The following is an 18,328-nucleotide window of genomic DNA, read 5'->3' on the forward strand; positions in this document are numbered from 1 at the left end:
TGTCAGCTGTCGCTTGTCTTCACTCAACGTGATGTTGCTGAAGAATTTCTACGGCAGCGCGGCGCGGACCACAAGACCTCAGGACCGAACCGTTATTCATACCGGTCGGTGGCCGCTGGCATAGCCTGGGCCCATGCGCCGCCTGCGGCAGCTCGCCGAGCGCACGCCGGTTACTCGGGAGCGCTACGTCGACCTGCTCCGGGCGCTCGCCATCACCATGGTCGTGCTCGGCCACTGGGGCGTGACCGTCATCGGGTACGACCGCGCCGGCCGCCCCGCCGGCCACTCCGCCCTCGGCGACCTGCCGTGGGCCTGGCCGCTGACCTGGGTGGCCCAGGTGATACCGGTGTTCTTCCTGGTCGGCGGCTATGCCAACGCCGCCTCGCTGGCCGCCCGCCGGCGCCGCGGCGGCACCCCCACCGGGTGGCTGGTCGACCGCAGCGCCCGGCTGGTCCGGCCGACCACCGCGCTGCTGGTGGTGCTGGCGGCCGGCGCCGCGGTGGCCACGCTGCGCGGCGCCGACCCGGCGCAGGTCCGCACCGTCGTCTGGTTCGCCACCATCCCGCTGTGGTTCCTGGCGGCCTACCTCGTGGTGGTGCCGCTGACCCCGCCCATGTACGCACTGCACCGCCGCTTCGGGCTCGCCGTGCCCGTCGTGCTGGTCGGCCTGGTGGCGCTCGGCGATGCGGGCCGGATCTGGGGCCCGTCGGGGCTCGCGACGGGCAACTACCTGTTCGGCTGGCTGGCCGTCCATCAGCTCGGCTTCGCCTGGTACGACAGCCGCACCCAGGAGCGCTCCCGGGGCGAGGCGCCCGAGCCGCGCGGCCTGCGGCGGCGCCGGCTGCCGCTCTCCCGCACCGCCGGGACGGCGCTGCTCGCCACTGGGCTGGTCGCGGTGGTCCTGCTGACGCTGGTCGGCCCGTACCCGGTGGCGATGTTGAACGTGCCCGGCGAGCGCCTGGACAACACGGCGCCGCCGAGCCTCGCGCTGCTGGCCGTGGCCACCGCCCAGCTCGGGCTGATCCTGCTGCTGCGGGAGCCGGCCGGACGCTGGCTGCGCCGGCCCCGCCCCTGGCGGGCGGTGATCGCGGTGAACGCCGTGGTGCTCACCGTCTTCCTCTGGCACCTGACCGCGGCCGTGCTGCTGGTCGGGCTGCTCGACGCCCTCGGCGCGCTGCCCACCCCTCCGGTCGGCTCGGCCGCCTGGTGGGGCTGGCGCATCCCCTGGCTGCTCGCCCTCACCGTGGTGCTGGCCGCGCTGGTCGCCGTGTTCGGCCCGATCGAGGCCCGCACCCGCCGCCCGCCCGCGACCGCTCCGGCCGGCGAGGGCGCCCGCCGGCTCCGCACCGCGCTGGCCGTCCTCGGGTACGCCGGGCTGGTCGCCGGGCTGCTCCTGAACAGCCTCGCCCGCAAGAGCGCACCGGAGCCGCTGGGGCTGCCCGCCCCGGCGCTGGTGGCGTACCTGGCCGGGGCGGGGGTGCTGCGGCTGCTCAGGTCTGGGTGGGGAAGCCGAGGTTGACCCCGCCGTGGCGCGGGTCGAGCCAGCGGCTGGTGACCACCTTGCCCCGGGTGAAGAAGGCGACGCCGTCGGCGCCGTGCGCGTGCAGGTCACCGAACAGGGAGGCCTTCCAGCCGCCGAAGGAGTAGTAGGCCATCGGCACCGGGATCGGCACGTTGACGCCGATCATGCCGACCTCCACCTCGTGCTGGTAGCGCCGGGCGGCCCCGCCGTCGTTGGTGAAGATCGCCGTGCCGTTGCCGTACGGGTTGGCATTGACCAGCTCGACCGCCTCGTCGTACGAGCCGACCCGGACCACGCTGAGCACCGGGCCGAAGATCTCGTCGGTGTAGATGGACATGTCCGGGGTGACGTGGTCGAAGAGGGTCGGGCCCAGCCAGAACCCGTCGGCGTCCCCGTCCGGGGTGACCTCCCGCCCGTCCACCACCGGCACGGCGCCGGCCGCGACGCCGGACTCCACGTAGGAGCGGACCCGCTCGGCGTGCGCGGCGGTGACCAGCGGGCCCATGTCGCAGCCACGCCGGCCGTCCCCGGTGCGCAGCCGGCCCATCCGCTCGGCGATGCGGGCGACCAGCGCGTCGGCCACCGGCTCCACCGCGACCAGGGCGGAGATCGCCATGCACCGCTCCCCCGCCGAGCCGAACCCGGCGTTGACCGCCGCGTCGGCGGCCAGGTCCAGGTCGGCGTCGGGGAGCACCACCATGTGGTTCTTCGCCCCGCCGAGGGCCTGCACCCGCTTGCCGGCCAGCGAGCCGCGCTGGTGCACGTACCGGGCCACCGGGGTGGAGCCGACGAACGACACCGCCTTGACGCCCGGGTGGTCGAGCAGGGCGTCGACCGCCTCCTTGTCGCCGTTGACCACGTTGAGCACGCCGTCCGGCAGCCCGGCCTCGGTGAACCACTCGGCCAGCAGCAGCGCCGCGCTCGGGTCCTTCTCGCTGGGCTTGAGCACCACGGCGTTGCCGCAGGCCACGGCGACCGGGACGAACCAGAGCGGCACCATCACCGGGAAGTTGAACGGGGAGATCACCGCCACCACGCCGAGCGGCTGCCGCAGGCTGTACGAGTCGACCTCGGTGGAGACGTTCTCGCTGAAGCCGCCGCGCAGCGCCGAGGGGATGCCGCAGGCGTACTCGATCACCTCGAGGCCGCGCTGCACCTCGCCGGCGGCGTCCGCGAGCACCTTGCCGTGCTCGGCGGTGATCACCTCGGCGAGCCGGTCGCGCCGGGCGTTGACCAGCTCGCGGAAGGCGAACATGACGGCCGTCCGCTTGGCCAGCGAGGCGTCCCGCCAGGTCCGGGCGGCCCGCTCGGCGGCCTCGACGGCGCCCGCCACGTCGGCGGCGGAGGCCAGCGCCACCTGCCCGGTACGCCGACCGGTGGCCGGGTCGAAGACGTCCCCGCGCCGCTCGGAGTCCCCCGTGATCCGCTTGCCGTCGACGAAATGCCCGATCTGGTTCATGCGGTCACCTCCGCGGGGACGGATGAGCGGATGGCCTCGACCAGGATGGCCAGGCCCTCGCGGGCCTCGTCCTCGGTGAGGGTCAGCGGTGGGCCCATCCGCACCACGTTGCCGTGCAGGCCGCCCTTGCCGACGAGGAGGCCGCCCTCCCGGCATGCCTCGAAGACCCGGGTGGTGAGCGCCGGGTCCGGCTCGGTGGTGCCCGGCCGGACGAACTCGACGCCGAGCATGAGGCCCTTGCCGCGGACCTCGGCGACGGCGTCGAGGTCGGCGGTGGCGGCGCGCAGGCCGTCGCCGAGGATCGCGCCGACCCGCGCCGCGTTGGCCTGGAGGTCGTGGTCGAGCAGGTAGTCGAGGACGGCGTTGCCGGCCGCCGCGGAGACCGGGTTGCCGCCGAAGGTGGAGAAGCTGATGGCCGGCACCGACTCCAGCACGTCGGCCCGGCCGACCACGCCGGCCAGGGCGAAACCGTTGCCGACGCCCTTGGCGAAGGTGAGCAGGTCCGGGGTGACGCCGTGCGCCTGGTAGCCCCAGAAATGCTCGCCGGTGCGGCCCCAGCCGGTCTGCACCTCGTCGGAGACGAGCAGGATGCCGTGCTCGTCGAGCACCTTCTTCCAGGCGGCGAAGAGCCCGTCCGGGCCGTGCACGAAGCCGCCGACGCCCTGGATCGGCTCGGCGATGAGGCACGCCACGTCGCCGGCGGTCTGGGTGGCGAGCACCTCGCGCAGGTCCTCCACCGCCGCGTCGATCCGGTCGTCCTCGTCGAGCCGGGCCAGCAGGCCGCGCAGCCGCTCGCCGGAGTGCAGCCAGGCCACCTGGAGCGGGTTGAGCGCGCTGGCCGACCAGCCCCGGTTGCCGGTGACGCCCATGGCCGCGTACGACCGGCCGTGGTAGCTGTTGCGCACGGCGAGGATCTGGTGGGAGCGGCGGTAGTTGGTGGCGACCAGCAGGGCCGCCTCGTTGGCCTCGGTGCCGGAGTTGGTGAAGAAGACCCGGGCGTCCGGGATGCCGGAGAGCCGGGCGACCTTCTCGGCCAGCTCGACCTGCTGCCGGATCAGGTAGAGCGTCGAGCTGTGCACGATGCCGGTGCGCACCTGCCGTTCGACCGCCTCCCGGATCTCCGGGATGTCGTAGCCGATCATGTTGGTCAGCACGCCGCCGAAGAAGTCCAGGTAGGTGCGGCCGGCCGCGTCGGTTACCCGGCGGCCGGAGCCGGAGACCAGTTCGAGCGGTTCGGCGTAGTAGAGCGGCATCCAGGACGGGAGCACGGCCCGGTGTCGGGCCAGCAGGTCGTCGGAGGTCATCGGCGCACCCTTCAGCGGCGGTTGGTCCCCGCACGCTCTCATCACGGGGAGGCAGGGACAACTGTCACTGTGTAGCGCAGCGGGGTCGCCCGCCTGACACCACGTCAACCGTTCTGCTGCGGTTTCCGGAGCAAAATCCGGCCATGGCTCGCCCTTCCGCTGGTCAGGCGGCTCATCGGCCACTCGATCCGCAGCAACGCAGACACGCGAGGCAGGTGCAGGGCGCCGGCGACCAGCGCGAAGGCGGCCCAACCGGCGGCCAGGGCGAGGACCGGCGAGGTGTCCTGCAGGTAGTGGTGGCCGGCGAGGAAGCCGACCAGGGCCAGGCTGTTGCGGGCGAAGTGCCGGCTGAACTCGGCGAGCTGGCGGCGGGCCTCGACGGCGACCAGCACCCCGGAGTACGGGAAGGTGACGACCATGCCGCGCAGCAGCTCGCCGAGCAGCCCGGTGAGCAGCGCGCCGACGAAGATCACCGCCAGCTTGACCGGCGCGGCGAGACCGGCCGGCCGGGCCGCCACGGGATCGGGGGGGCGGCGCGACGACGGGCCGGCGGCGCAGCAGCACCATGGTCAGCACCCAGAGCACCACGGTGCCGGCCAGCGCCGCCTCGAACGGCACCGGCACCGCCAGCACATCGGCGCTGAGCGCCACGTAGACCACGACGCCGGCCAGGTCGGCCGGGAGGATCGGCCAGCGCAGCCGGCGGTGGGTGACCGCCACCGTGACGAAGAAGAGGTTGAGGCCGACCACGCCGAGCAGCTGCGGCCCGTCCACCCGGTGCCCGGTGGTGACCAGGGCCAGGGTCATCGGCAGCGGCAGGCTGTAGACGAAGGCCCGCACCCGCACCGAGCGGACCACGCTGACCGCCCAGACCACGGCGGTCACCAGCAGCACCGCGGTCCACGTCATGGCGGTCAGCCCGGGAAGGTGGCGATGTCGGCGCAGAGCCGGAAGATCCGGGTCAGCCGCTCCACGTCGGCCGGGTGGACGGAGAACTCGTGCTCACTGATCTCGCCGCCGGCGGGCCAGCTTGCGGGCGGACTCGTGTAGCTTGATCGTTCCCAACCGGGGCAGGGTCACATGCTTGCGGTCGGGCGCGACGCGGATGACTCCGGTGGTGAATCGCACGGACGGGGTCGTGCGGCGCTTCGACTTGCGCCGCGGGAAACCGACCGGCCGACCGGCGCGTTTGCCGCAGCGGGAGTCGGACCAGTTCTTCAACGCGCGGGCGAGCGCATCCAGGCCGGTGTTGTACGCCTCCTTCGAGCACTCCCGCCACCACGGCGCCACCTCGTCCTTGACTTGGTTCCACTCACGTCGCAGCGCCGGCAGCGTCCAACCAACGGCCGGGGTGAGCTGATCGTCGCCGATGCCGTAGGAACGTTCGGCGGCCCGCTGCGCCATCACCGCCTTCACCCGGTCCAGCGCCCAGTTGTGAGCCTTCCTTGCCGCACCAGCGTGACGGGCGAGGTCTCGCTCCTGACCGGGGGTTAGGTCCAGGGCGAAGCGGTAGGCCTGCATCACCTTCACGCGACGCCACCCACGGCCTCGTCGACGATCTGCTTGGCCTGGCCGAGAGCCATGATCGCCCGAGCACGGCCGATCGCGTCCATGTCCTCCTGGGTCGGCACGACGTCACGCCAACCCCAAAATCCGCCGGCAGCGTTGATGATCTGCTCACGTACCAGCCCTGGGGGCTGGTCGTCCTTCGGCCCGTGCTCGGGTGTGCAGTAGTAGCCGTCACACGGCTCAATCCTGGACGGTCTGAGCGTCTGCGTCTTCGCGCAGCCGTTGCACCTCACCACGACCTTCCCTGCGGCCATCAGCGCGCGCCCGCTCCGGTGACGGCCTGAACTGCACGGCGGGCACGGCTCGCCGCCTCACGACGCCCGTACAGGCGGGCGCCGAGGCTGGTCAGAATTTCGGTCACGTCCCGGACCAGGTCGTCGTCAACCTCCGCGGGGTCGACGACCAAGAGGCGCCGCCCCTGCGCAGCCAGCGCCGCCTCGACATACTCGGCACCGAAGCGAGCGAACCTGTCGCGATGTTCCACCACGATCGTGGTGACCGACGCATCACGCAGCAGGGCGAGGAACTTCTTCCGGTGTCCATTGAGTGCGGAACCGACCTCGGTCACCACACGCGACACCGCCAGCCCTTGGCCAGTGGCCCACCCGGTCACCCGGGCAACCTGGCGGTCCAGGTCGGCGCGCTGGTCCGCCGAGGACACCCGCGCATACACAACGACCGACTCCGTGACGGGCTCCGTCGAGCCCGACACCTCCACCAGGATCAGCCGTCCGACCTTGCGAGCGGGGACGGGTAGCCGGCCTTCCCGGAACCACCGGTATGCGGTGACGTGGTGCACGCCCTCGCGCTCCGCCCACTGCTTCAAGTTCACTCACGCATCATAAAGCATCATCAGTGGACAGCTGTTGACAGCCCCTGCCAGCAGCTCGACCCGTCCCAGACCACGAGGTTGACGTGCAGGTGCGGGCCGACTCCGGTCGGTCGGCACGCGCTCGCCGCCGGTAGCATCCGCCGGGTGCGGACGACGGAGGTGGCGCTGCCGGCCGGCGCGGCGGGGACGACCCGGGCGGACCTCGCGGCGGGGATCGGGGCCTGGGTGGGTTCGCCCCCGATGCGGGCCCTGGTCGGGCACTTCGGCGGCGACTGGCCGGCCGGTGACCTGGGCGCGGTGCTGGCCGGGCTGGACGACTTCTCCGCCCGGCACTGGGACTTCCGGGGCGGGCGGGAACGCCCCGACGCCCGGGAGCCGGCGTTCGACCCGGCCACGGTCGGGCTGGTGCACGACGCGGCGAGCGCGCTGGGCCTGGTCCGGTCCCTCCCACCCGCCCTGCCCCGGTACGCGCACCTGCTGGTCCTCGGTGGCCTGGCGCACGCCTGCCTGCGGCGCACCGCGTACGCCGCGCACCTGGCCCGGACGGGCGCCGGGGTGGCCGGCGAGGTGGCGGTGCTGGGCAGCTTCCGGGCCCTCTCCCCGGTCGAGTCGCGGCTGCTCGCCGAGGTCGGGGTGCACGGCTGCGCCACCGAGGTCGACGCCCTCGACGCCGGGGTGCGCCTGGCGTTCGGGGTGGCGGCGCCGGCCGAGGAGACCTGCGAGACCGCGGACGACCCGCACCGGGCCTGGTCCTCGCGCACCTACCGGCCGGTCGGGCTGCCCCCGGTCCGGGTGCTCGCCGCCCCCTCCGGCGAGCCGGACCGCCGCCGGGCGCACACCGCCGACACCCAGCGGTTCTGGGCCGAGCACGTCCGGCTGCGGGTCGGCGATCCGGTGCTCATGGTGACCGCACCGATCTACGTGCCGTTCCAGCACTGCGACGCGCTGCGCACCCTCGCCGTGCCGTTCGGCTGCGGGATCGACACGGTCGGGGTGGACCCGGCGCTTGCCGCGCCGGTCCCCGTGCCGGAGCCCACCCTCACGGCGGGGCGCTATCTCCAGGAGATCCGTTCGGCGGTCCGGTCCATGCGCGCCCTGCACGCGGCGCTCGCGGCCGGCTGACCGCGCACGGCGGGGCCGGTGCCCGGCGAACCACCGCGCACCGGCCCGTGGACGGGTGGTCAGTTGACGTAGACCGCCGGCGTGCCGGTCCTGCTGGTGTCCCGCACCGGCGAGTACGTGGCGCTGAAGTACGCGGTGCCGAAGCAGAGGCTGGGCCCGGAGGACTTGGTCAGCACCTGGTTGGTGAAGGTGATGGAGTTGGTGGCGTTGGCCGCCGTGCCGGTGAGGGTGTTCGTGCCGGTCCGGTAGACGCAGGTGATCGTGCCGAGCAGGCTGTTCAGCACGACCGTGCTCTGGATCGGCGCGGTCGCCGTGCCGGAGATGGTGACGACGCCGCCGCTGGTGACCGACGTGGCGTACGGCAGGTTGTTCACCGTCACGCTCTGCACCCCGGTGGTGCCGAACACGTTGGTGGTGCAGCTGGTGAAGCTCTGCCCGGTGAGGCTCTCGGTGGCGGTGCCCGGTGCGGGCGGGTTGCTCAGCACCGTGGCGCTGAAGCTGGACGCGGCGCACCGCACGCCGGTGTTGCCGGTGGCCGAGGAGTAGAAGGTGGCGTTGGTGCCGGTCTTCAGGCTGGCCTGGATGGCGTCGTTGACGGCGACGGCGGTGCCGGCCGGGGTCGGGTAGGTGAGCACGGCGCTGGCGAGCGACGACGAGGGGGCGGCGACGGCGGGGGCGGCGCCGACCACACCGGTCAGCAGCGCCAGGGCGGCGAGGCCCGCGCCGATTCGTCCGTACCTGGGCATGGTTCTTCCTTCCGGCGGTGGGACGGGGATGCTCGGACCGCGCAGGCGGTCCGCGCCCGGCGGGGACGGCCGGGCGGTGAACGCGGCCGTCCGGGCTGGACGGACGCGCTGGAGGACGCCGGGCGGCACGTCCGGCCGCCGGGCGGTGGTGGAGCTGCCGCGACGTCAGCGGCCGGGTCGGCGTGGTGCACTGCGGCCGAGCCGCGTCACCTGCGCCTTTCCGGTCTTGGGAGGGCACTCGCGCTCGGTGATAATGGCAGCCATCGAGCCCTCCTTCGACGTGCCGGGGTGACCATCCGGGGAGGTCACCAACGGTGACGGGTGCGTCAACTCAGGGTGCAGATAGTTGTAAACCCCGGAGGGTCGTAAAGTCAATGCATCCAGGGAGGTCGATAAGTTGACCACGCAGCACCGCCCGCAACTGGTGCCGGTCCCGCTGCCCGGCGCGCGCCCCGGCCGCGACCCGGACCGCGCCATCAAGCGCGGCCCGCGCCAGGTCTCCGCCGAGGTGGTGGCGGCCACCCAGCGCGACCGCCTCTTCGACGGGCTGGTGCAGGAGGTGGCCACGAGGGGCTACGACAACGCCCGGGTCAGCGACATCTGCCACGCCGCCGGGGTGACCCGACCCGCCTTCTACGCCCTCTTCACCGGCAAGGAGGACGCGTTCCTCGCCGCCTACCGGCACGGCATCGCGGTGGTGTCGCAGCTCATGGAGAGTGCCTACCGCGAGGCGGGGCCGGCCTGGCCGGACGCGGCCCGCGCCGCGCTGCGCACCCTGCTGGAGGTCCTCGCCAGCGTGCCGGCGTTCGCCCGCATGGCACTGGTCGAGGTGGACGCGGCCGGCCCCGACGCCCGCCGGGAGCGGGACGCCCTGCTGGGCAGCTTCCGCCGGTTCTTCGCCGATGCCGGCCCCGGGCCGGCCGCCGCCGGCGTGGACCGGGAGACGCTGGTGTCCACGGTGGTCGGCGGCATCCACGCGACCATCCGCGCCCGGGTCGCGCAGGACCGGGCGGAGGACCTGCCCCTGCTGCTGCCGGTGCTCACCTACGCGGCCACCGCCCCGTTCCTCGGCACCGACGGCGCGGTGCGGGCGATCCGGCCGGTCCACCCGGACGACGGCCCCAGCGCCGCCGCCCCGTGCGCGCCGACCGCGCACTCCTGACCTGCGGCGTCGAAAACCGCAGCGGTTTTTCACTTTGGCCGCAATTCGCACATGCCGTCCAACGAACTGCTACGCGCCGTTGACCCGCTCTTTACCCAGCGGTAACTTCGGCCGTGCGCCCCCCCGCGCGAGGAATTCTGCGAACCAATTCAGATCTCATCCCGCATCGTCGTCGATGAATTGATCTCGAAAAGGAGAGCCGCCATGTCGGAGCAGATCGCACCGCACGACCCCGAGCCGCCGCGCAGCGGCGTGCGCTGGCGCCGGTTCGCCGTCACCATGGGCACCGTCGTGGCGGGCGCGGCCGGCATGGTCGTGCTGACCGCGCAGGGCGTGCTCGGCGCGCAGTTCGCCATCTCCGGAATGCCGTTCACCGTCACCGCCGACAAGCTCACCGGCACCGGGTTCGAGCAGTTCGCCACGCTCGACCAGATGATCCCGGACAGCCCCAACCAGGGCGACACCGGCGGCCAGGTCGTGGTGATCGTCTCGGCGATCGACAAGGCCGAACTGACCAACCTCTGCCAGAGCATCAGCCTGGGCGGCATCAACCTGCGGATCACGGCCGGCGGCGCCGGCAAACCGGTCACCGCCCGCACCCTCGTGGTCGACGGCGACGAGGTCGCCGGCAACGCGTCGTTCAGGAACATCAACGTCGGGCAGGACGCCAGCACCGTCGACCAGGTGCCCGGCGTGCGCGGCAACCCGGGCGTCTTCGCCCAGCAGGCCGACACGGTGACCATCACCAACCTGCGGCAGAACAACTACGCCACCACGGCCGCCGTCTTCACCCTGCCCAACCTGCACATGGCGTTCAGCTCCGACGGGTGCTGACATGACCGCCGGACGACACGAGGCGGCGGAGGCGGCGGAGGCGCCGGCCGTCAGCCGCTCCGGCGGGCGCTGGCGCCGCTGGCGGCGGGGCCGCCCGTTCGCCGCCGGGGTGCTGGTCGCGCTCGGCGGCGCCGAGATGCTCCTGACGCTGCGGGCCCCGCTCGGCGTGCTGCTGCACGTCGGGCCGCAGGGGCTGGCCGCGTACCTGGTGCCGGTCGTCCTCGTGCTCTGCGGGGTGCTGCTGATCGCCACGCCGCAGCAACGGGTCTTCTACGCGCTGCTCACCCTGGTGCTCGGGCTGGTGTCCTGGCTGACCTCGAACCTGGGCGGCTTCCTGGTCGGCATGCTGCTCGCCCTGGTCGGCGGGGCGCTCGCCTTCGCCTGGACTCCGGCCAAGCAGCCCCGGACCGCCCGGCCGGCGGCGCCGCGGGACGAGGAGACGCCGGCGGGCGCGGTCGCGGAGCCGGACCCGGTTGCGGGCCTCCCGGCGCAGACCGGCCCGGCAGAGGCGGAGGCCCGGGTGGGCAGGCCGGAGGCGGCGCCGGGCGACCGGCGCTGAGTCAGCGGAAGCGGGCCCGGCCGATCGCCCGGAAGACGGCGCCGACCAGTTGCCGGCCGGAGCGACTCAGCGGGCCGTGTCGGTGACCGCTTGCGCGAACACCTCGGAGCGGTGCTCGAAGTTGCGGAACCGGCCGTAGCTGGGCGCGGCCGGCGACAGCAGCACCACCCCGCCGGCCGGCGTGAGCTTGCGGGCCAGCCCCACCGCGGCGACCAGGTCCTCGGCGCTCTCGGTGCGCACCGCGGGCAGCCCGGCCAGGGCCTCCACGATCCGGGGGCCGCTGTCCGGGATGCCGATCACGGTGATGTCCCGCTCGGCCAGGTGCTCGCGCAGCGGCGTGTAGTCCAGCCCCCGGTCCGTCCCGCCGACGATGACGGTCAGCGGCCGCCCCTCGTACGCGTCGATCGCGTGCATGGCCGCGTACGGGCTGGTGGCGAGGGTGTCGTCGACGAAGGTGAGCCCGGACGGGTCGGGGATCTCGGTGAGCCGGTGGGCGAGGCCCTGGAACTCCGCGACCGCGATGGCCAGGCTGTCCTTGCGGGCGACCACGTCGACGCCGAGCGCGTCGAGCACGGCGAGGGCGACGCAGAGGTTGCCCTCGTTGTGCCGGCCGACCAGGGGCAGCACGGCGCGCGGGAAGAGCGGGGTGTCCCGCAGGTGGAACCAGGGGGTGCCGTCCGGGCCGCTGGCCACGTGGGTGGTGTCCGCCGAGCCGGCCCGGATCGCCGCCCGGTCACCCAGTTCGAGCGCCAGGCGCGGGTCGGCGCCGTTGACCACCACGGTGTGCGGGCCGTGTGCCAGCAGGTTGAGCTTGTCCCGGTAGTACTCCCGCTCGCCGCCGTGCGCGTCGAGGTGCTCGGGGAACAGCGCGGTCACCACGGCCACCCGGGGCGAGTCGGTCAGGTCGGCGCACTGGTAGCTGGAGAGCTCCAGCACGTACAGCTCGGCCTCGGGCAGGTCGAGCAGCGGCACCCCGATGTTGCCGCCGAACACGTTCGGCCGGTCCATCGCGGTGAGCAGGTGGCTGATGAGGCTGGAGGTGGTGCTCTTGCCCTTGCTGCCGGTCACCCCGACGGTCCGGTCCGCGTGGTCGGCCATCCAGAGCGCGCTGCCCTGGGTCACCGGGACGGCCCGGCGGCGCAGCTCCACCATCCACGGGTGGGTGTTCGGCACCCCCGGCGAGCGGACAACGACGTCGGCGGCCGCCAGCCGGGCGAAGCCGTCCTCCCCGGTCACCAGCGGCGCGGCCGCGGCGAGCGGGCCCTCCCAGGGCAGGGTGAGGAAGTTCGCGCTGTCGTCGACGGCCACCAGGTCGGCCGGCCCGTGCGCGGCGATGGCGATCACCGCGGCGCGGCCCTCGCGGCCGGCGCCCCAGACGGCGACATGACGTCCGCGCAGATCAGACAGGCGCACAGGCTCTCCTCGGGGGTCGGGTCGGCGGGTCGGCGGGTGCGGTCCGGCACAGCCGGACACGGCAGGACAGACCAGGGCCTATTATGGCGTGTGCCCAACGAGCAGCTGCGGCGGATGGACGCCTTCACCTTCCCGTCCTACTCGATCGACTTCGCCACCGGCGAGGTGTTGTTCGACTACGCCCTGACCGGCCCCGACGGCGAGCAGCGGTTCACCGAGGCGGTCACCCTTCCATTGCCGGCGGAGCCGGTGTCCGACGAGACCGCGGCCACCCTCGCCCGGGTCCTCGAACTTTTGCACGTGGTCGCCGGGGTCAGCTACTACAAGGCCGCCGCGCCGCAACGGCTGGTGCTGCCCGCGCCGCTGGGCGTGGCCGCCGCCGACCTCGTCACCGCCGTCTACACCAAGGGCCTCGCCGAGTACGCGTACCGCAACCAGTTGCCGCACGTGCTGGAGCTGCGGCCGGAGGTGCCGGCCGGCGAGGTCGCCCCGCCCCGGGTGTACGACGACTCGGACCGCCGGCCGCTGTCGGCCGTCGGCGGCGGCAAGGACTCGATCGTCACGCTGGAGGCGCTGCGCCGGGCCGGCTTCGACCCGGTGCCCTTCTCGGTCAACCCGAACCACGTCATCGTCTCGGTCAACGAGGCGTCCGACCTGGTGCCGCTCGCCGCGCGCCGGCGGATCGACCCGGTGCTGTTCGACCTCAACGCGGCCGGCGCGTTGAACGGGCACATCCCGGTCACCGCGATCAACTCGCTGATCGCGGTCGCCACGGCCGTGCTGCACGGGCTCGGGCCGGTGGTCATGTCCAACGAGCGTTCGGCGTCCGACCCGAACCTGGTCTGGCACGGCCACGAGATCAACCACCAGTGGTCCAAGGGCGTCGAGGCGGAGGGGCTGCTGCGTGCCGCCCTGGCCGAGCACGCCGGCCTCACCGAGCCGTACTTCTCCCTGCTGCGGTCGCTGTCCGAGCTGCACATCGCGCGGCTCTTCGCCGAGACCGACCGGTACGACGCGGTGGTGACCAGCTGCAACGCCGCGTTCAAGCTGCGCGACGCGAGCGAGCGCTGGTGCCGCGACTGCCCGAAGTGCCGGTTCGTCTTCCTGGCCATGGCCCCGTTCATGTCCCGCGAACGGATCACCACGATCTTCGGCGGCGACCTGCTGGCCGACGAGTCGCAGATCCCCGGCTACCGGGAACTGCTCGGCGTCGACGGGCACAAGCCCTTCGAGTGCGTCGGCGAGGTGGAGGAGTCGGTGGTGGCGCTGCTCCTGCTCGCCGAGCAGGAGCAGTGGCGCGACGCCCCGGTGATCCGCGCCCTGGTCGACGCGGTACCCCCGACGGCCTGGTCGACGGCCGCCACCTCGGACGTCTTCACCCCCGGCGGCCCGACGTACGTCCCGGCCTCCTACGCCAAGGCCCTCACGGCCCTGACCTGACCGCCTGGGCCGTCAGGGGGTGCGGACGGCGTCCAGGGCCAGCAGGGCCACGTGCAGGCTGAGGCACTGCTCCACCGAGTCGAGGTCGACGTCCAGGATGCGGCCGATGCGGGCCAGCCGCTCGTAGAAGGCCGGCCGGGACAGGTGGGCGGCGGCGGCCGCCGCGGACTTGTTGCGGCCCTGCTCCAGGTACGCCCGGAGGGTGCCGAGCAGTTGCTCCCTCGGGTGCTGGGCGTCGTACGCCAGCAGCCCGCCCAGCTCGCGCTCGACGAAGGTCTGCAACCGCGGCTCGTCCCGGAGCAGGTGCAGCAGGCCGGCGAGCCCGACGTGCGGCAGCCGGAAGTAGGGCAGGTCCCGCCGGTCGCGGCGGGCGGCCTCGGCGATCTGCCGCGCCTCGACCAGCGAGCGGCGCGCCTCCCGCAGGCTGCCCACCCCGGAACCGGCCGCCACGATCACGGCCGGGCCGGCCGGGCGCGGGCGGGACGCCGGATCCGCGGCGCGCAGGGCGCCGACCGCCACGGTCCGGGCGGGCGGGTCGGCGGGGCGGGCGGACCGGGGCGCCGGCGGGCGGGCGGGGTCGGCGTCGAGGCGTACCCGGCGCAGCGCGGCGGCGAACGCGGCGAGCGCCTTCTCCTCGGCGGCCGGGTCGGGCAGCGCCAGCAGCGCGCCCACCGCCTGGTCGTCGACGGCGCTGGTCAGGGCCGTGAGCTTGGCCTCGCGCAGCGCCTGGCCGACCGCCTCGGCGAGGTCGCGCAGCCGGGCCGGACCGGCCTCGGGGCCGGCGTCGGGGCCCGGACCGCCGCCCTCGCCCGGGTCGTCGGCCCGGTGGCGGACCACGACGCCGACCAGGTGGCGGCGGTCCAGGGTCACGCCGAGCGCCTTGGCCCGCAGCGCCACCTCGTCCACCGGGCGGGAATGGTCGATCAGGGCGGTGAGCAGGGTGCGGTGGATCTGCCGTTCCAGCCCCTCGGCGTCACGGCGGATCAGCCGGCCCAGGGCGAGGGTGGAGGCGGCCCGCTCGATCAGGATGGTGAGCCGGGTGGGCGGGGTGGCGCCGGCTCCCCCGCCGGCGCCGGCATCCCGGCGCGGGTGCGGTGGCGTCCAGCCCTCGACCGGCGCGGCGTCGACCGGCGCGGCGTCGGCCGGCCCGGCGCTCGTGGTCGGCTGGCCGCCGTCGGCACCCCCCGCCCCGCCGTCGGCGCCGCCCGCCCCGGCGTCGGGTCCGCCGGCCGGTTCTCCGGCCGCGCTGGCGCGCCACGCCTCGCCAAACCGCGGTCGGTCCTCCAAGAAGGCCGGCGTCCGTTCGGGGTCGCGCGTGGTCAGCTCGGCACCGGCCGGCCAGCGCAGCAGCAGCCGCCCCCAGTCCTGGCCGCGGGCGCCGACGGTGGTGACCAGCCACCCGCTGTCCCGGTCGTACGCGGTCCGCCCGGCCGGCCGGATCCGCCGGGAGTGCTGCTCCCAGCCGTCCAGCAGCAGCTCGGCGCTCTCCCCCGCCGGGTCGTACGCGAGCACCTGCCGGGACAGGTTCTCCAGCACCACCGGGCAGCCGGCCAGCTCGGCGGCCTGCCGGACCACCTCGGCCGGCTCGGCGCCCTCCACGGACAGTTCGGTGAACCGCTGGTGGATCTCCTCGGTGGCGCGCAGCTCGGTGAGCTGGGCATCCACGATCAGCGCGTGCACCGCCTCGGTGATCCGCACGAACGGGGTGGCCCGGCGCAGCTCGACCAGGGGCAGCCCGCGCCGCTCGGCGGCGGCCGCCATCACCCGGGGCACCCCGCTCACGTAGCGCCGGCCCAGCTCCACGACCAGCCCGGAGACCCCGACGTCGGCCAGGTCGCCGATGAACGCGCGCAGGCCGGCGTCGTCGGCGGGCAGCCCGATCCCGGTGGTGAGCACCAGCTCGCCGCCGCCGAGCAGGGTGGCGATGTCCGGCACCTCGGCCACGTGCACCCACCGCACCGGCCGGTCCAGGCCCGCGTCCCCGGCGACCAGGCGCGGCGCGCCGTGGCGCACCGGCACCAGGGCGAGCACCTCACGGACGGTAGGGAACACGGGCGACACGCTACCCTGCGTCACCGCCGATTCCGAGCGTGCCGGGCGGCCCCCCGCCGGCCGATCACCTCCAGTAGCGTGCCGGTGATCGTGATCAATCGGAAGGGGAGGCATGGACGGGACGACGGTCAGCCGGCGGGCGTTCGCGAAGCTGGTCACCGCCGCGGGGGCGGGGGCGGTCGGCGCGGGCGCGGTGGCGGCGCCGGCGCAGGCCGCGCCGGAAACGTGGACGACCACCGGCACCGCGGTGAGCGCGCTGAGCGCGTTCGACGACACGATGAAGAGCTTCATGCAGGCCCGGCACATCGACGCCGGCCAGCTCGCGGTCACCTACAAGGGCCGGCTGGTGCTGGCCCGGGGCTACGGCAACAACTCCCCGATGCTCATCCAGCCCACCTCGCTGTTCCGGGTGGCCAGCCTCTCCAAGTCGCTGACCGCGGCGGCGGTGGTCCGGCTCGCCCAGGACGGCAAGCTCAGCCTCGGTGACCCGATCACCAAATTCCTCGACCTGACCCCGCCGGCCGGGCAGAACGCCGACCCCCGCCTCGCCAAGGTCACGCTCTGGCGGCTGCTCCAGCACACCGGCGGCTGGGACCGGGACCTCACCGCGTTCGACCCGGTGTTCAAGGACCGGATCATCGCCAACGCGCTGGGCGTGCCGATGGAGCTGACCCACGCCGACGTCATCCGCTTCATGTCCGGCCAGCCGCTGATGCACGACCCCGGCTCGACGGTCTCCTACAGCAACTACGGCTACCTGCTCGCCGGCCGGATCGTCGAGAAGGTCAGCGGCCTGCCCTACGAGACGTACGTGAAGCAGAAGCTGCTCGCGCCCCTCGGCATCACCCGGATGGGGCTGGGCGGGACGGTCAGCCGGCACCCCGGCGAGGTCGGCTACCGCTCGCAGTACACGGGCCCGACCGTGCTGGACAACTCCGGCACCGTGGTCGACGCCCCGTACGGCACGTTCAGCATGCGCGTCCACGACGCCAACGGCGGCTGGCTCGCCTCGGCGGTCGACCTGGTCCGCTGGGCGACCGCGTTCGACAGCGGCAGCCCCGTGCTGAACAGCACCTCGACCGGCCGGGTCTTCGCGGTCCCCAGCCCGACCGGGGTCAACGCCGACGGCTGGTACTACGGCCTCGGCTGGGCGGTCCGCCCGCTCACCGGCGGCACCGGCCGCAACACCTGGCACACCGGCAGCTTCGCCGGCACGTACAGCATCCTGGTGCGCACCTACCAGGGGATGAGCTGGGCGGCGGTGTTCAACCAGCGCGACGACGAGTCCGGGCTGAGCTACGCCCCGATCGACTCGGCGCTGTGGACCGCCTCCCGGGCGGTGACCAGCTGGCCGACGCACAACCTCTGGTCGAAGTACTTCGCCTGACCGCGTGGCGTCGGGGGGCGGGCCGCGCCGCCCCCGGCGTCACAGCGGGTCGTCGCGGCCCAGCTCCCAGCAGGCCACCGCGGTGGCGGCGGCGACGTTGAGCGAGTCCACCCCGCGCCGCATGGGGATCACCACGCGGACGTCGCTGGCGGCCATCGCGGCCCCGGTCAGGCCGGCGCCCTCGGCCCCCATGAGCAGGGCCGCGCGGGCCCGCTGCCCGGCGTCCAGCCGCTGGATCGGGACGGCGTCCGGCGCGGGGGTCATGGCCAGCACCGTGAATCCCGCCGCCCGGACCTCGCCGAGCGCGTCCGGCCAGGGCTCCAGTTTCGCGTACGGGATGGCGAAGACCTCGCCCATGCTGACCCGGACGCTGCGCCGGTAGAGCGGGTCGGCGCAGGTCGGCGAGAGCAGCACGGCGTCCACGCCGAGCGCCGCCACGGCCCGGAAGATCGCGCCCAGGTTGGTGTGGTTGTTGACGTCCTCCAGGATCACCACCCGGCGGGCGGTGGCCAGCACCTCGGCGGCCGACGGCAGCGGCTTGCGGCGGAACGAGGCGAGCACGCCCCGGTGCACGTGGAAGCCGGTGGCCCGCTGGAGCACCTCCTGCGTGGCCGCGTAGACGGGGGTGTCCCCCGTGTCCAGGTCGGCGAGCTGGTCCACCCGCTTGGCGTCGACCAGGTACGACCGGGCCGGGTAGCCGGCCCGCAGCGCCCGCCGCAGCACCAGCTCCCCCTCGGCGATGAACAGACCGTGCGGGGGCTCCCACCGGGTCCGCAGCTCCACGTCGGTCAGCGCGCGGTAGTCGGCGATCCGGTCGTCGTCGGGGTTGGTGATCTCGTGGACGGACACCGGACGATTCTGCCTGGTCCCTGCGGTCGGCCCGGCACGGCCCGGGTTTCCGCCGCCCCGAGAAGGGAACGGAGCCCC

Annotated in this window: 15 protein-coding genes and 2 pseudogenes; 7 read left to right on the plus strand and 10 right to left on the minus strand. The window is 74.0% G+C overall.

Going from position 1 to position 18,328, the window contains the following annotated elements; translation table 11 throughout:
* Window positions 1-133: 133 nt before the first annotated feature.
* A complete protein-coding gene (locus ABZS80_RS23435) occupies window positions 134-1,519 on the plus strand; it encodes an acyltransferase (protein ID WP_355058975.1) in 1,386 nt (461 codons plus the stop codon).
* Here the strand turns inward: ABZS80_RS23435 and ABZS80_RS23440 are convergent.
* The 5 genes from ABZS80_RS23440 to ABZS80_RS23460 form a co-directional block, all read right to left on the minus strand.
* Window positions 1,491-2,981, minus strand: coding sequence for a CoA-acylating methylmalonate-semialdehyde dehydrogenase (locus tag ABZS80_RS23440; RefSeq protein ID WP_355058977.1), 1,491 nt, complete (start codon window positions 2,979-2,981; stop codon window positions 1,491-1,493). The genes ABZS80_RS23435 and ABZS80_RS23440 overlap by 29 nt on opposite strands.
* Window positions 2,978-4,285: an aspartate aminotransferase family protein gene (locus tag ABZS80_RS23445; RefSeq protein ID WP_355058979.1), complete on the minus strand. Its 1,308-nt coding sequence runs from the start codon at window positions 4,283-4,285 to the stop codon at window positions 2,978-2,980. Before ABZS80_RS23445 ends, ABZS80_RS23440 begins: the two co-directional genes overlap by 4 nt.
* 104 nt (window positions 4,286-4,389) lie before the next feature.
* Window positions 4,390-4,803 (minus strand): hypothetical protein, encoded by a 414-nt coding sequence (locus tag ABZS80_RS23450; RefSeq protein ID WP_355058981.1) that lies wholly within the window; start codon window positions 4,801-4,803, stop codon window positions 4,390-4,392.
* A 484-nt stretch (window positions 4,804-5,287) separates the two neighbouring features.
* Complete coding sequence (locus ABZS80_RS23455; RefSeq protein WP_355058983.1) at window positions 5,288-5,806, minus strand: helix-turn-helix domain-containing protein; 519 nt, start codon at window positions 5,804-5,806, stop codon at window positions 5,288-5,290.
* 301 nt (window positions 5,807-6,107) lie between these two features.
* Entirely contained in the window at window positions 6,108-6,686 is a 579-nt protein-coding gene (locus ABZS80_RS23460; RefSeq protein WP_355058985.1) for an IS607 family transposase, read from the minus strand.
* Window positions 6,687-6,830: 144 nt separating this feature from the next.
* On the opposite strand from ABZS80_RS23460, the gene ABZS80_RS23465 reads away from it, so the two are divergent.
* A complete protein-coding gene (locus ABZS80_RS23465) occupies window positions 6,831-7,808 on the plus strand; it encodes a hypothetical protein (protein ID WP_355058987.1) in 978 nt (325 codons plus the stop codon).
* Window positions 7,809-7,867: 59 nt separating this feature from the next.
* On the opposite strand, the gene ABZS80_RS23470 is transcribed toward ABZS80_RS23465, so the two are convergent.
* The gene (locus ABZS80_RS23470; protein WP_355058989.1) at window positions 7,868-8,554 is read right to left on the minus strand and encodes a Tat pathway signal sequence domain protein; all 687 of its coding nucleotides are present in this window, start codon (window positions 8,552-8,554) and stop codon (window positions 7,868-7,870) included.
* Window positions 8,555-8,951: 397 nt separating this feature from the next.
* On the opposite strand from ABZS80_RS23470, the gene ABZS80_RS23475 reads away from it, so the two are divergent.
* The 3 genes from ABZS80_RS23475 to ABZS80_RS23485 all read left to right on the plus strand — a co-directional run bounded on the left by ABZS80_RS23475 (window position 8,952) and on the right by ABZS80_RS23485 (window position 11,109).
* The gene (locus ABZS80_RS23475) at window positions 8,952-9,716 is read left to right on the plus strand and encodes a TetR/AcrR family transcriptional regulator (protein WP_355058991.1); all 765 of its coding nucleotides are present in this window, start codon (window positions 8,952-8,954) and stop codon (window positions 9,714-9,716) included.
* Window positions 9,717-9,920: 204 nt separating this feature from the next.
* Window positions 9,921-10,550, plus strand: a complete 630-nt coding sequence (locus ABZS80_RS23480; protein ID WP_151464342.1) for a DUF6230 family protein — start codon at window positions 9,921-9,923, stop codon at window positions 10,548-10,550.
* Between the two features lies 1 nt (window position 10,551).
* Window positions 10,552-11,109: a DUF6114 domain-containing protein gene (locus ABZS80_RS23485; RefSeq protein ID WP_355058993.1), complete on the plus strand. Its 558-nt coding sequence runs from the start codon at window positions 10,552-10,554 to the stop codon at window positions 11,107-11,109.
* Window positions 11,110-11,175: 66 nt separating this feature from the next.
* On the opposite strand, the gene murD is transcribed toward ABZS80_RS23485, so the two are convergent.
* Window positions 11,176-12,522, minus strand: coding sequence for a UDP-N-acetylmuramoyl-L-alanine--D-glutamate ligase (gene murD, locus ABZS80_RS23490; protein WP_355058995.1), 1,347 nt, complete (start codon window positions 12,520-12,522; stop codon window positions 11,176-11,178).
* Window positions 12,523-12,612: 90 nt separating this feature from the next.
* Between murD and ABZS80_RS23495 the strand changes: the two genes are divergently transcribed.
* Entirely contained in the window at window positions 12,613-13,962 is a 1,350-nt protein-coding gene (locus tag ABZS80_RS23495) for a hypothetical protein (protein WP_355058997.1), read from the plus strand.
* Window positions 13,963-13,974: 12 nt separating this feature from the next.
* Here ABZS80_RS23495 and ABZS80_RS23500 read toward each other — a convergent pair.
* Together ABZS80_RS23500 and ABZS80_RS23505 are read right to left on the minus strand one after the other, a co-directional pair.
* Window positions 13,975-15,015 (minus strand): annotated as a pseudogene (locus tag ABZS80_RS23500) (helix-turn-helix domain-containing protein); the annotation flags it as partial.
* Between the two features lie 279 nt (window positions 15,016-15,294).
* Window positions 15,295-16,014, minus strand: a pseudogene (locus ABZS80_RS23505) (PucR family transcriptional regulator ligand-binding domain-containing protein); the annotation flags it as partial.
* 112 nt (window positions 16,015-16,126) lie between these two features.
* On the opposite strand from ABZS80_RS23505, the gene ABZS80_RS23510 reads away from it, so the two are divergent.
* Window positions 16,127-17,401: a serine hydrolase domain-containing protein gene (locus ABZS80_RS23510; protein ID WP_355058998.1), complete on the plus strand. Its 1,275-nt coding sequence runs from the start codon at window positions 16,127-16,129 to the stop codon at window positions 17,399-17,401.
* Between the two features lie 39 nt (window positions 17,402-17,440).
* Here ABZS80_RS23510 and ABZS80_RS23515 read toward each other — a convergent pair whose 3' ends face one another.
* Entirely contained in the window at window positions 17,441-18,250 is an 810-nt protein-coding gene (locus ABZS80_RS23515; RefSeq protein WP_355059000.1) for an RNA methyltransferase, read from the minus strand.
* Window positions 18,251-18,328 lie beyond the last annotated feature (78 nt).

The organism is Micromonospora sp. NPDC005305, from assembly GCF_040607315.1.
In the GTDB taxonomy this organism is placed as follows: Bacteria; Actinomycetota; Actinomycetes; order Mycobacteriales; family Micromonosporaceae; genus Micromonospora.